Genomic DNA, 13058 nt, shown 5'->3' with positions numbered 1-13058 from the left:
GCGCACCGAGCCTGCCTTGTCAGGGCTTCGGGTCAACGGTGTGGGTGCGCCGATAGTGGTCGTAGTCGCTGGTGTGCTCTTCGGCCCAGTTCTGCAGGTGTTGCAGTGCGGCGGTGGCGCCGCGGGCGAGGTCGGTCAGGTCGTACTGCACCGTCGGTGGGCGGCTGGTGTGCACGGTGCGGGTGATCAGCCCACCGGTTTCGAGGTCGCGCAGGGTCTGCGCGAGCATCTTGTCGCTGACGCCGCCGGCCCGCCGACGCAGCTCGGACCAGCGTTGCGGGCCGTCCATGAGGTCGACCAGGACCAGGGCGGCCCACCGGGCGGTGACCAGGTCGAACAGCTGCCTGCCGGGGCAGGCGGGATTACGGACGTTGCCCCGCGCGATTTCCTGCACGTGCTCACCTCACCTGAAGGTATGTACTTCCCAAGAGAAAGTAACTCGATGAGAGTGAGTGAGCCAACCCCTGATCGTCAAGGAGTACCCGTGGTAACCCACGATGCCGTGACCCGTGACGCGAACACCGTGGCGGTGCTCGGCGGCCCCACCGCGCTGATCCACCTGGCCGGCTGGACGCTGCTGACCGACCCGACCTTCGACGCCGCCGGCACCGAGTACCGGGACGGCCCGGTCATGGTGCGCAAGACCGCCGACCCGGCGCTGAAGCCTGCACAACTGCCCGCCCTCGACGCCGTCGTGGTCAGCCACACCGAGCACCAGGACAACCTCGACACCGCCGGGCGTACGGTGGCCTCCGGTGCCTCGGAGGTGTTCACCACCGTCGCCGGCGCCAAGGATCTCGGGGGTGCAGCCGTCGGCCTGGAGCCCTGGCAGACCCGGACCCTGTCGAAGCCGGGCCGCACGCCGCTGAACATCACCGCGGTCCCCGCCCGCCACGGTCCCGTCGGCACCGAGGACATCACCGGTCCGGTCACCGGCTTCCTCCTGCACACCGACGACGGCTCGGCACCGAGCGTGTACGTCTCCGGTGACACCGTCGACCTGGACGCGATGAGTGCCCTGGCCGACCGGTACCGCGTCGACGTGGCGCTGCTGCACCTGGGCGCGGCCGGCTTCGAGGAGCTCGGTGACATACGACTGTCGCTGACCGCGGTCCAGGCCGTCGAGGCCCGCCGCCTGCTCGGCGGCCCCCTCGTGGTGGCCGTGCACGCCGAGGGCTGGGCGCACTACACCGAAGACCGCAGCCACGTCCAGCAGACCTTCGACGCCGTCGGCGTCCCGCTGCACTGGCCCACCCCGGGCGAGCCCATCACCCTGCCCGACCCGCACACCCGCTGACACCTCACCCAGGGCCGCCGCCGGCGCACCGGCCCGCTCCTTCTACGCCGCAGGAGACGCGGGAGCGGCTGCGGTCACCGCACTGCACGAGGGCCTCGCCACCGTGCAGGACAACACCATCGGCGCGCACGACAGCGCCCACCAGCTTCTGGGGCTGACGCCGCGCACCACCGGTCAATGGCTCACGTAGATCGGCCTGTAGCCGACCCACCCGTCCGCAACGAAAGAAAAGAAGAGGAAAGAATATGAAACCGGAAGTCGTGCACGAGCGCTTCGCCCAGTACCTCAAGGACCGGGACCTCGACGGACTGGGTTCCCTGTTCGACGAAGACGCCATGTTCGTACCGGGACCGGGACAGAAGCCGGTCTACGGCAGGGAAGGCATCAAGGAAGCGCTGAAGCCCTACCTCGCCTTGCCCAGCACCATGGAGGTGGTGGCCGCGTCGGTCCATCAGAACGGCGACCTGGCGATGGTCCAGCCGTCCTGGCGGATCACGAGCGAGAGCGGCACCGTGGAAGGAAAGGCGGTCGAGGTGATGAGGAGGACGAGCGAGGGCGACTGGGTCTACATCATCGACAACCCCTACGGCGTCTGATTCTCGTCGTCCCGGCATCACCGTCGGGCGACGCAACCTCGTCACGGCAGCGGCGGCCGCATCGACTTTCTCGATGCGGCCGCCGCTTGCTGTCCGGCGTCGGTGACACGGTCATGATCCGGTGTGGTCCGGGCGCAGTTGGCCGGTGAGGGTGAGCAGGTCTTCGACGTGGCGTTGTGCGGTGAAGGCTCCGCTGCCGGCGGCGAACAGGTCGGTGCCGGCGAAGTCCACGCGGGCACCGGCTGCCGGGGCGCCGAGGAAGGCGGTGCCGATGAACCGCCAGTACAGCAGTGCTTCGTCGGTGCCGCCGGGGGTGAGTCGTTCTATGGTGTGCCGCCGTCGGGAAACGCCGTGGCCAGTGCGGTCAGCAGCATGACAAGGACGTCGCGTCCGTGGGCCCACCCCGAGGTTGTGAGCGTGTCCCGCTTGCGTGCTGTGCAAGAGGCCCCTGCCTCCGCGGGAGCGGCCTGTCATGCCAGGCACCCCGAGACAGCGGCAAGTAGCCCCACAAGCTGACACAGGGAGCAGAACGGTCCAACGGCCCTCGGTCCCGGCTCCCACAACGTCCACCAACCGCGCGATGCAAGCCCCAGGCACCGCAGGTCAGAGGCACTCCAGCTCGCCGCCCCGACCTCCTGCCCCCAGACAGAGGACCCTCACTGGCGCGCATCCGCTAAGCTACCCCTGGTCAGTCGTTGGTACGTGACGTTGTCTGCTCAGATGACCCAGCGGAGAGCGTTGCACCACGTCTGACCAGCGGGCTTGCGCTCCTCGTCGAAGATCCACACCCTGGGTTTTCAACAAGGTTTTCTACAAGCCCCCGCCTTCGTAGCTCAGGGGATAGAGCACCGCTCTCCTAAAGCGGGTGTCGCAGGTTCGAATCCTGCCGGGGGCACAGCGAGAAGGGTCGGCCAGGGGACGTTTCCTCCCAGGCCGGCCCTGCGTCGCGTTCGAGGTGTGGCGCGCCCCGGCCGATGCAGGCAGAGCATCTGCGCGTGCCTCCACGAAGGGTTGCCATGGTCAGCCCGTGGTCACGGTCAGTTCTTCCGGCGCTGCCAGCTTCACTGATCCATCCGCGGTCACGGTGACATCCAGCCGCTCCCCGTTGACTTGGAGTCCGGTGACGGCCAGCGGGCCGTAATCCCGGGCGAAAGTGGGGGCCACGGTGAGGGTGCCGCCCGGGACGTCCGCGTCCAGTCCCAAGGACACTCGGAGAACATGGACCGAGGACGCGGCCGCCCATGCCTGGGGTCGGCAGGACGCGGGGTAGGGGGCGGGCCCGGTGCCCGCCTCGGTGCCGTGGCCGGCGAAGAGTTCGGGCAGTCGGGCGTCGAATGCCGCCGACGCCGCGAGCAGACCGTCCGCCAGGGATGCGGCGGCGTCCGGGAAGCCTGCCTTGACCAGGCCGTGCACGGCGATTGCCGTGTCGTGCGGCCAGATCGAACCGACGTGGTAGCCCAAGGGGTTGTAGCCCACCGCGTCGCTGCTCAGAGTGCGCAGGCCATGTCCCGCGTCGAGGTCGGGGCCGGCGAGGCGGGCGGCCAGCAGTGCGCTCTCCTCCGCGTTGAGCAGGCCCGTGCCGAGGAGGTGGCCGAAGCCGGAGGTGACGGAGTCGACCGGCTTGCCGTCGCCGTCCAGCGCGACTGCGGGGAACGGGCCCTTCTCGTCTCTCACCCAGAAGTGCTCGCGGAAGCGGGTGGCGAGCTGGTCCGCCCAGTCCTCCCAGGCGTCCGCGCCGGGTCGTCCGAACGCCCGCAGCAGGGCGGCTCCGGCGTGGGCTGCCTCGTAGGCGTACGCCTGGACCTCGCACAGGGCGATCGGCGCGTGGGCGCGGCGGCCGTCGCTGTAGCGGATGGAGTCGTCGGAGTCCTTCCAGCCCTGGTTGGACAGGCCGCGGCCGGTCTGGTCGACGTACTTGAGGAAGCCGTCCGCGGATGCCGCCTCGCGCATCCAGGCGAGGGCCGCCTCGGCGTGCGGCAGGAGTTCCTCGACCTCGGCCGGGTCCATGCCCCAGCGCCAGGCGTCGTGGAGCAGGGTGATCCACAGCGGGGTGGCGTCGACCGTGCCGTAGTACACCGGCGGGAGAGAGAGCCGGTCCGCGATCTGGAGGGTGTCGCGGCGCACTTCGTGGAGGATCTTGCCCCGCTGCTCCTCCGTGGCCGGGTCGGTGACGGCGCCCTGGCGGCGGGCCAGCGTGCGCAGGGTTCCGGCGGCGAGATCGGTGCCGAGCGGGAGGAGCATGCGGGCTGCCCAGAGCGCGTCGCGGCCGAAGAGGGTGAGGAACCAAGGAGCACCGGCGGCCAGGAACTGGTCCGGCCGGTCCCGATGCGTCGAGCGCGGGTCGGTCAGGCGCAGGCGGTCCAGGTCAGCCAGGGACTGCTTCAGCCACCGGTCGAAGCCCCGGTCCGCGCTGCGCAAGACGGGGGTGCACCAGGGCAGTTGGTCCGCAGGCGGGGCCGGGAACTGGTCGCCGTCCGTGTACGCCGCCGTGCAGGTCAGCGTCACGCTCCACGACGTACCGGGCTTGAGATCGATGTCGTACGACAGCTCCCCCGTCGGCACCTGGAGCACATCCGGCTCGGGCTCGGCCGCCAGGCGTACGGCGAAGTCGTCCGTGGACCAGGCGAGCCCGATGGCATCGCAGTCCGCGACCTGCGGAGACGCCTCCTCGATCACATGCCCCGACTTGACCTGCTCCATGGTGGCGAGGTCCGAACCGGCGCTCACCGTCAGCCGGAAGCGCACGTGCTCGCCGCCCGCGTTGGTGACCTCGAAGATCTCCTCCAGTCGGCCGTTGGCTGTACTACGGCGGCGGTGCAGGGCGACGGCCGGGTCCGGTGTCACCTCGCCGAGTCCGCGCAGGATCGCCCGGAAGCCGGCGCGGTCCGCGCCTCGCGGCCCGCCTTGAACCGGGGCCAGGGCGATGCCCTCGGCGGTGACGGTCAGCCGGGACAGCGCCCTGCGGTCGCCGTGGTAGAAGCCGTCCGCACCCCCGCTGAGCTGCCCGTCTTCCCGCGAGATCACGAGGCTCGGCGCGTGCAGCGTGACGACCGCGTCATGCAGGAACGGCTGCAGGCCGCCGGTCGCGGAGGGGGAGGCCGCATCCGAGCCGTTGGTGTCCTGGGGCTTGACAGTCGTGTCCAAGGAAGTAGAACCTCTCAGCGTTGGATCGTTAAAACGACAGTAAGCCAGTCGTCAGAGCAAGCACAACGCCTATTGGAACGCTAAAACGAAGTCCTTGTCTCCTCGGCAAGTCGGAGAGCCGCATGCCCCGCTCCAGCAAGAATTCCTCGGCCAAGGGTGGCCCGGCGACCCTCGCGATGGTCGCCCGCCGGGCCGGGGTCTCCCCGCAGACCGTGTCGAACGCGATCAACTCGCCGGACATGCTGCGGCCCGAGACCCTGGAGCGAGTCCACCGCGCGATCAACGAGATGGGCTACCGCCCCAGCCGCGCCGCGCAGACACTCCGCACCCGCTCCAGCAAGCTGATCGGCTACGGCATCCAGCCCACCCCGGCCAGCTCCCCGGTCCTCGACCGGTTCCTGCACGCCCTGTCGCAGGCAGCCGACGACGCCGGTTACCGGATCCTGCTGTTCGCCTCCCCGCCCGGCGGTCCGACCCTGCAGGGGTACGAGGATCTGCTCGACCAGCACGAGGTCGACGGCTTCGTCCTCAGCGGCACCGAGCGCGGGGACCCGCGTCAGGCGTGGCTGGCCAAGCGCGGCGTGCCGTTCGTCGGCTTCGGTCGGATGTGGTCGGGACGACAGATCGGCGACTGGGTCGACGTCGACGGCGCCTCCGGCACGGACGCCGCCGTCGAGCACCTGGTCTCCCTGGGGCATCGCAGGATCGCTTTCCTGGGCTGGGAACGCGGCTCCTCCGGCGCTGGCGACGACCGTGCCGAGGGCTGGCAGCGGGCCATGCGCCGGCACGGGCTGCCGACGCGCGGGCGGCGCGCGCAGAGCGTGAACGACATCGACGCGGCCCGCACCGCTGTGAAACCGCTGCTGGACGCGGGGGCGACCGCCGTGATCGCGGCCAGCGACATGCTGGCACTCGGCTGCTACCAGACGCTGCGCGAGCGTGGTGCCGCCCCCGGCCGGGACGTCGCCGTCGTCGGCTTCGACGACTCGCCGACCGCCGAAATCCTTTCGCCTGCCCTGGCCTCCGTCGCCCAGCCGCTGGAAGAGGTCGGCCGACAGTGCGTACGACTGCTGCTGGCACGGATCGCCGCCCCCGACGCGGCGCCGGAGCGTCTGCTGCTGGAGCCGTCGCTGATCGTGCGCGACAGCGTCCGCGCGCCGGACAGCAGCGATGCGGCGGAGTCCGACTTAGCCAAGTAGCAGCTGCCGCAGCCCAGTTGTGACTGGTTCGGACCCGTGGCGGCTGCCGTAGCCAAGCAGCCGCCGATCCACCCCGACTCACCCTCTCTCCACCCCAGCCAAGCCGTGGCCGACGGGCTCCCCGTCTCACCGTCACCTCACCACGGCCTCGTCTTCCCCACGTTCCTTCCTCCTCCCCCACCCCGGCCCCGCGTCCCGCGCCGACCGGGTGGAGCCGCACGTCACACCCGTAACCCTCGGAGGATTTCCATGGTCAACCGAACGGCCGCCGCGGCCCTCGTCACCTGCGCGACGCTCATGGCCGCCACTGGCTGCTCGTCGGGCTTCGACAGCGGCACGAAGACAGAGCAGGACTCCAGTTCCAAGCAGCATCTGACCGTGCTGATCGCCAGCTCGGGCGACGCGGAGACCAAGGCCGTCAAGGACGCTGCGGCAGCGTACGCGAAGGAGTCCGGCAACACGGTGACCGTGGACGTCGCCAAGGACATCAACCAGCAGCTCGCCCAGTCCTTCGCCGGGCACAAGCCGCCGGACGCCTTCTACGTCAACTCCGACCAGTTCGCCAACTACGCCAAGGGCGGCTCCCTCTACCCCTACGGCGACCAGGTCAAGGACGCGGACGACTTCTCCGAGCAGCTGCGTACGTCCTTCACCTACGACGGGAAGCTGGTGTGTCTGCCCAAGGACACCTCCACCCTCTCCCTCGCGATCAACACCGCTCTGTGGAAGAAGGCCGGGCTCACCGACCAGGACTACCCGACCACCTGGGCCCAGCTGAAGACGGTCGCCGCCAAGCTGACCAAGGGCAAGGTGACCGGGCTCGTCACCAACGGCGAGTGGGCCCGGCTCGGCGTCTTCATGAAGGAGGCCGGCGGCTGGATCACCGACGCCGACCAGACGAAGATGACCGCCGACAGTACGCAGAACGCCGGCGCGCTCACGTACGTGCAGTCGCTGCTGAAGTCCGGCTCCCTGAAGTACGCCAACCAGGTCGACACCAACTGGGGCGGCGAGGCCCTCGGCAAGGGCAAGGCCGCGATGACCATCGAGGGCAACTGGCTCACCGGCGGCATGAAGGCCGACTACCCCGACGTGAAGTACACGGTTGTCCCGCTGCCCGAAGGGCCGTCCGGCCAGGGCACGCTCGCCTTCAGCCAGTGCTGGGGCGTGGCCCAGGACAGCGCCCACCAGGCGGCCGCCGTGGACCTGGTCAAGTACCTGACCTCCAGCGCGCAGCAGGTGAAGAACGCCGCCGCCTTCGGCGTGATGCCCTCCCGCACCAGCGCGCAGGCCGAGTACGCCAAGCAGAATCCTTCCGCCAAGGCGTGGGTCGACGCCAGCGCCTACGCGCAGGGCCCGGTGACCATCGCCGGTTTCGACAAGGTCCTCACCCAGTTCAACACCGACCTCGCGGGGCTGGCCACCGCCGACCCGAAGAAGATCCTCGCCGACCTCCAGCGCAACGGCGAACAGGCCCTCGCGAAGGGCGAATGAGCCGCCATGTCTCCCGTACCCCCCATATCTCCCATGCCTGCCGAGCCTGCCGGCGGCACCGCACCCGCGGTGACCGGCGGCGGCTCCACGACGGCCGGCTCGCCGAGCGAACCTGACGCGCCCGGCGGGCCCGGCCCGGCAGCGGCGCCCCACGCCAAGCCCGCCCCGCGTGTGGGGCGCCGCGCCGAAGGGGTCTGGGGCTGGCTGTTCGTCAGCCCCATGGTGATCGTCCTCGGCCTGTTCCTCGTCCTGCCGACGCTGATGGCACTCTGGGTGAGCCTGCTGGACTGGGACGGCCAGTCCAACCCCTTCAGCGGGCAGGCAGACTTCGTCGGGCTCGACAACTACCGGGACCTGCTCACCCAGGACGGCCTCGACCGCACCCTCTTCGCGACCTCGCTGCGCAACAACTTCTACTACGTGCTGCTGACCGTGCCGCTGCAGACCGTGCTCGCGCTGGGACTGGCTCTCATCGTCAACCAGCGGATGCTGCGTGGCCGGGGCGCCCTGCGCACCACGTTCTTCTTCCCCTCGGTGACCAGCTCGATCGCGGTCTCCACCATCTTCCTCTTCCTGTTCCAGGGCAGCGGAGCCGTCAACACCCTGCTGTCCTGGATCGGAGTGAAGGGTCCGAACTGGTTCACCGACCCACGTGGAGTCCTCTCCCTCCTGCTGGGCGGCCTGGGCATAGTCGACCCCAACCGCCCGGCCGGTGTTCTGGCTGACCACTCCTTCATGGGACTGTCCTGGTTCGAGTGGCTGTCCGGACCGTCCGTCGCGATGTGCACGATCATCGCGCTCTCCGTGTGGACGACCTCCGGCACCTTCATGCTGATCTTCCTCGCGGCGCTCCAGAACATCCCCCGCGAGCTGGAGGAGTCGGCCGCCATCGAGGGCGTGAACCGCTTCGAGATGCTGCGCCATGTGACGCTGCCCGCCTTGCGGCCCGTCCTCTTCCTCGTCCTCACCCTGGGGACGATCGGTACCTGGCAGGTCTTCGACCAGGTGTACGTCATGAGCCAGGGCGCCCCCGGCAACACCACACTCACACCTGCGTTCCTGTCCTACTCGGCCGCCTTCGGCGACGCCGACTTCGGCCAGGGCGCGGCCATCGCCTTCCTCCTGCTCGCACTGATCCTCACCATGACCGGCCTGCAGCGATACGCGCTCCGTGAGCGCACCGCCCGCCCCGGGAGGAAACGATGACCTCGAAGTCCGTACGCACGACGAACGCCGAGCCCGTACAAACGCTGACCGCCGAGTCCGAGCGAACGACGACCACCAGGCCCGTACGAACCAGGGCCGCCAAGTCCGGACGGTCGCAGGGACTTCCCGTGCTCGGCCGCTTCCCGGTGCCGCTGCGGATCCTCGGATACACGGCGGTGGCCGCGGTCGGACTGCTGTACCTCATGCCGTTCGCGATCCAGCTGGTGACCGGGTTCAAGACCGACCCCGACGCGGCCGCGCACCCCCTCGGCCTGATCCCGACCACCCCCACCACCGCGGCCTACCAGCGCCTGTTCGGGCTCAGCCAGGCCGGCGACGGTGTGCCCTTCCTGCGCTGGCTGGGCAACTCGGCGTTCATCGCCGTCGTCGTCACCACCGGACGGGTGTTGTTCGACGCGATGGCCGGCTACGCCCTGGCCCGGCTGCGCTTCCCCGGCCGCACCCTGCTGTTCGGTTTCATCATCGCCGTCATGGCGGTGCCCGGTATCGCCCTGCTGATCCCGCGGTTCCTGGTGCTCAACACCTTCGGGCTCTTCGACACCTACACCGGCATGATCCTGCCGCTGCTGGTCGACGCGGCGGGCATCTTCATCATGAAGCAGTTCTTCGAGTCGATCCCACGCGAGGTGGAGGAGGCCGCACGCGTCGACGGCGCCGGCGTCTTCCGCATCTTCTGGTCGGTGGTCCTGCCGATGGCCCGCCCCGCTCTGATCACCCTCACGATCCTCTCCTTCCAGGGCTCGTGGAACGAGTTCACCCACTTCCTGGTGGCCACCCAGTCCAGCCAGTACGAGACTCTCACCACCGGCCTCGCCCGGCTCGTCTCCGGCGGCCTCGGCGGCGGCACGCAGTACCCGCTGAAACTGGCGGCGGCCCTGCTGTCCACCCTGCCTGTCGCGGCCCTCTTCTTCTGCTTCCAGCGCTACTTCGTGCAGGACGCCAATGCCGGAGCCGTCAAGGAATAACGTCGTGAACGTGTTGAGCCCACTGGCAGGTCGGAACTTGGTCGTCGTCGGCGCCGGCATTGTCGGCGCATCGGTGGCCTATCACGCCGCCCGGGCGGGCGCCACTGTGACGTTGGTCGACGCCGGGCGGCCCGGCGCCGGCGTGACGGTGGACTCGTTCGCCTGGGTCGGAGCGTCTGGCCTGCGTAAAGGTCCGGCCGCCGGGCTGCGGGCCACCGCAACGGCGGAGTACCACCGACTCGGGGCCGAGTTGCCGGGGCTCCCGGTGACCTGATCCGGCTCGCTGAGCTGGACCAGGGAGGACAGTGCGCCGGACGCCGGGCCCGGGCAGACGATCGTGGACGCGGCCACCGTGGCGACGCTCGAGCCCACCCTTCGGCAGCCTCCAGAGTGGGCTGTCTGGGCGCCGGGTGACGGCGCTGTCGACTCGGTGGGCGTGACCGAGCGGCTGGTCGCGGGCGCTCGTACCTATGGAGCTCGGGTACATCTGGACACACCGGTTACCGCGGTCCGCCGGGATACAACGGGCCGGATTGCACGGCCGCCCGGTGGGATACCGGCCCGGCTCCGAGCGGCTGGTCGAGGAACGGCCGAAGGTCGTCGCCGAGCGCCGCCGCGACATCGGCTTCGTCTTCCAGCGCTTCAACCTCTTCCCGCACCTCACGGCCCTGGAGAACGTGGCCGTGGCCCCGGCGAAGGTCCTCGGCCTGTCGAAGGCTGAGGCGCGCGAACGGGCGCACGCCCTGCTGGCGAGGGTCGGCCTCGCCCACAAGGCGTCGGCGCGGCCGTCCGCCCTGTCCGGAGGTCAGCAGCAACGCGTCGCCATTGCTCGCGCCCTCGCCATGAAGCTGGCCCTGATGCTCTTCGACGAGCCGACCAGCGCCCTTGACCCGGAGATGGTCGGGGAGGTCATCGAGGTGATGAAGGAGTTGGCCGAGGACGGCACGACGATGATCGTCGTCACCCACGAGATGGGCTTCGCCCGCTCCGCTGCCGACCGCCTTGTCATGTTCGACCAGGGCGTCATCCTGGAGGAAGGCCCTCCGGAGAAACTCATGACCGACCCCGACCACGCGCGCACACGGGCGTTTCTGCGCCGGATCAACGAGCACGGCTGACAGCCGTTGTGCGTACGGGGGGGGCCGGAGAGGTGCCAGAGCGACGGCGGGCATCGTGTGCCCTCGGACTCAAACGCGCAGGCCAACGGCCTGAAATCGGGGGTCGGTCCCCGAGAGACGGCCGCCGGGCCTGGGAACCGTGACGAGGACCGCGATGGGGACCGTGATGGGGACTGCGATCACGGTCCCCGCCCGCCGGTGGGGACCGACGGTCCCGTGGCGGGGACCGCCCAGCAGGGGACCTGTCCCGTCGGCTCACGGGGTGCTGGACCAGTTGCGGGCGGCGATCGGCAAGTACGTGGTGCTGTCGAGTGAGGAGGCACTGACGGCGATCACGCTGTGGTGGCGGCCACGCACATCCAGACCGCTTTGCAGCACGCGCCGCGTCTGGCGGTGGTCGGGCCGACGAAGGGGTGCGGCAAGTCCCGGGTTCTGGACGTGCTCCACGAGACCGTCCACCAGCCGATGATGACGGTGAACACTTCCCCGGCGGTCGTCTTCCACGTCATCGGCAAGAACCCGCCCACCTGCTGGTGGACGAGGCCGACACCGTCTTCGGCCCAAGACGGGCGACAATGAGGACCTGCGCGGCCTGCTCAACGCCGGGCATCAGCGCAACCGGCCCGCCTGGCGCATCTCCGGTCCCGGGCACAAGCCCACCGCGTATCCCACCTTCGCGATGGCCGCGCCCGCGGGTATCGGTGACCTACCGGACACGATCATGGACTGGGCGGTCGTGCTGCGGATGCAGAAGCGCAAGCCGGGCGAGAAGGTCGCCCGGTTCCGCTCGCGCTTCTCGGTACCCGAACTCAACGCGCTGCGTGACCGGCTGGCCGCCTGGCTGTCACCGCTGCGCGGCACGGCCGGCCGCATGGTGCCGGCGATGCCGGTACAGGACCGGGCGGCGGACGCCTGGGAACCGCTGGTGATCACCGCCGGACCTGGCCGGCGGTCACTGGCCCGCGCGCGCCCGTGCGGCGATGACCCGCTACGAGGCCGTCCAGGACGAACAGACCAGCCTGAAGACGCGACTGCTGCGCGACATCCACCGCATCTTCGAGGCACGCGGCGACCCCGAGGGCCCTGTCCACCCTGGATCTGGTGCCCGCCCTGGTCCAGGACCCCGACGCCCCCTGAGCGGAGCATGGTGCCAGCGGGCTGAGCTCCTACCACCTGGGCACCATGCTGCGGGACTTCGGCATCGGCTCGGCCAACTACCGGTTCGACAAGGGCAGACAGGCCAAGACGCACATCACCGCAGCCCCACACAGCGCAGCAAGTTGTCAGGTAAGGAGTCATTACCCGGCCTCCGCCCAAGAGGAGGCGGAAGCATCCGACGCCGAGGGGGCGCTGGGGTCGGCCAGCCGGGGAGCCTACCGATACGGCGGCCACCAGACCGTCGCCGAGCACCGCGCAGACTCCTACGACGCGTCGTCGTCTGCGCCAGCCGCACCTGCGCGAATACCGCGTTCACCAGGAGGAACACATACGGCACATGTGAGGACGGGAACCCCGGCGAACAGCTGAGAACCACGGAGGGGGCATTTCCCAGGCGGGACAGGTTACTCTCGCCGTTTCCACAGGTCACAGCCCTGCCTGGAGAAATCTCCTAAAGCGGGTGTCGCAGGTTCGAATCCTGCCGGGGCGCGCAACGCGTTGGTCTCCCACCCACATCTGTGGCCCGCCGTGAACATCGAAGATCATTTCCCGCCGTACGCGGCGCAGGACATCGTAGGGATGGGCGCCGTCGCGAGACGAACTCGTCGACGCTGCACGGGAGTTTCGTCGGCGCCCTGCGTCAGTGGCGAAGAGCCTGGGCCGCCCCGCGCTCATGGCGCGGCCACACGGGTGGTTCTGCGCGGAGCGCCTACGTCCGCATTCGGCTTCGCGACGCCTTTGTCGTACAGGGAACTTGGGTCGGCCGTGGGGCCGACACCCTTGCTCGTCAGTCAGACGATCCGGCGTGCCGACGAGAGGATATCGGGCATTTGCGCATTAACCTCTCGTCATCTTATGAC

Annotated in this window: 8 protein-coding genes, 1 tRNA gene and 3 pseudogenes; 10 read left to right on the top strand and 2 right to left on the bottom strand. The window is 69.6% G+C overall.

The features are described from left to right. Nucleotides 1–19: 19 nt before the first annotated feature. Nucleotides 20–394, bottom strand: a complete 375-nt coding sequence (locus IE325_RS20695; RefSeq protein ID WP_190071445.1) for a winged helix-turn-helix transcriptional regulator — start codon at nt 392–394, stop codon at nt 20–22. A 90-nt stretch (nt 395–484) separates the two neighbouring features. On the opposite strand from IE325_RS20695, the gene IE325_RS20690 reads away from it, so the two are divergent. From IE325_RS20690 to IE325_RS20680, 3 genes are all read left to right on the top strand, one after another. Further along, on the top strand, nt 485–1297 hold the full coding sequence (locus IE325_RS20690) for an MBL fold metallo-hydrolase (RefSeq protein ID WP_190071444.1): 813 nt from the start codon (nt 485–487) through the stop codon (nt 1295–1297). A 245-nt stretch (nt 1298–1542) separates the two neighbouring features. Then, nucleotides 1543–1893, top strand: coding sequence for a YybH family protein (locus IE325_RS20685; protein WP_190071443.1), 351 nt, complete (start codon nt 1543–1545; stop codon nt 1891–1893). Nucleotides 1894–2715: 822 nt separating this feature from the next. Then, a tRNA-Arg gene (locus IE325_RS20680) sits at nt 2716–2788 on the top strand. Between the two features lie 125 nt (nt 2789–2913). Here the strand turns inward: IE325_RS20680 and IE325_RS20675 are convergent. Then, the gene (locus IE325_RS20675; protein ID WP_190071442.1) at nt 2914–5037 is read right to left on the bottom strand and encodes an amylo-alpha-1,6-glucosidase; all 2124 of its coding nucleotides are present in this window, start codon (nt 5035–5037) and stop codon (nt 2914–2916) included. A gap of 122 nt (nt 5038–5159) precedes the next feature. On the opposite strand from IE325_RS20675, the gene IE325_RS20670 reads away from it, so the two are divergent. The 7 genes and pseudogenes from IE325_RS20670 to IE325_RS20640 form a co-directional block, all read left to right on the top strand. Beyond that, complete coding sequence (locus IE325_RS20670) at nt 5160–6236, top strand: LacI family DNA-binding transcriptional regulator (protein ID WP_190071441.1); 1077 nt, start codon at nt 5160–5162, stop codon at nt 6234–6236. A gap of 249 nt (nt 6237–6485) precedes the next feature. Continuing rightward, nucleotides 6486–7730 (top strand): sugar ABC transporter substrate-binding protein, encoded by a 1245-nt coding sequence (locus IE325_RS20665; protein WP_190071440.1) that lies wholly within the window; start codon nt 6486–6488, stop codon nt 7728–7730. A 33-nt stretch (nt 7731–7763) separates the two neighbouring features. Beyond that, nucleotides 7764–8936: a carbohydrate ABC transporter permease gene (locus IE325_RS20660; protein WP_229911906.1), complete on the top strand. Its 1173-nt coding sequence runs from the start codon at nt 7764–7766 to the stop codon at nt 8934–8936. Beyond that, nucleotides 8933–9922 carry a carbohydrate ABC transporter permease gene (locus IE325_RS20655; RefSeq protein WP_229911905.1) on the top strand — a complete coding sequence of 330 codons (990 nt, stop codon included), beginning with the start codon at nt 8933–8935 and terminating at the stop codon, nt 9920–9922. Before IE325_RS20660 ends, IE325_RS20655 begins: the two co-directional genes overlap by 4 nt. Then, a pseudogene (locus tag IE325_RS47065) lies at nt 9900–10397 on the top strand (NAD(P)/FAD-dependent oxidoreductase); the annotation flags it as partial. The gene IE325_RS20655 and the pseudogene IE325_RS47065, both read left to right, overlap by 23 nt. 49 nt (nt 10398–10446) lie before the next feature. Further along, nucleotides 10447–11040 (top strand): annotated as a pseudogene (locus IE325_RS20645) (amino acid ABC transporter ATP-binding protein); the annotation flags it as partial. Between the two features lie 154 nt (nt 11041–11194). Next, a pseudogene (locus IE325_RS20640) lies at nt 11195–12289 on the top strand (DUF3631 domain-containing protein); the annotation flags it as partial. Between the last annotated feature and the right edge of the window lie 769 nt (nt 12290–13058).

The sequence above is a fragment of the Streptomyces lanatus genome (assembly GCF_014655715.1).
Classification (GTDB): Bacteria; Actinomycetota; Actinomycetes; order Streptomycetales; family Streptomycetaceae; genus Streptomyces; species Streptomyces lanatus.
Note: the sequence above shows the minus strand (reverse complement) of the source record. Positions and strands in the feature narration are given on the sequence as shown.

Excerpts from the sequence above, each read along its gene's own strand:
- IE325_RS20660 (WP_229911906.1), top strand. The coding sequence starts at position 7,764 with ATGCCTGCCGAGCCTGCCGGCGGCACCGCACCCGCGGTGACCGGCGGC.
- IE325_RS20665 (WP_190071440.1), top strand. The coding sequence starts at position 6,486 with ATGGTCAACCGAACGGCCGCCGCGGCCCTCGTCACCTGCGCGACGCTC.
- IE325_RS20685 (WP_190071443.1), top strand. The coding sequence starts at position 1,543 with ATGAAACCGGAAGTCGTGCACGAGCGCTTCGCCCAGTACCTCAAGGAC.
- IE325_RS20655 (WP_229911905.1), top strand. The coding sequence starts at position 8,933 with ATGACCTCGAAGTCCGTACGCACGACGAACGCCGAGCCCGTACAAACG.
- IE325_RS20670 (WP_190071441.1), top strand. The coding sequence starts at position 5,160 with ATGCCCCGCTCCAGCAAGAATTCCTCGGCCAAGGGTGGCCCGGCGACC.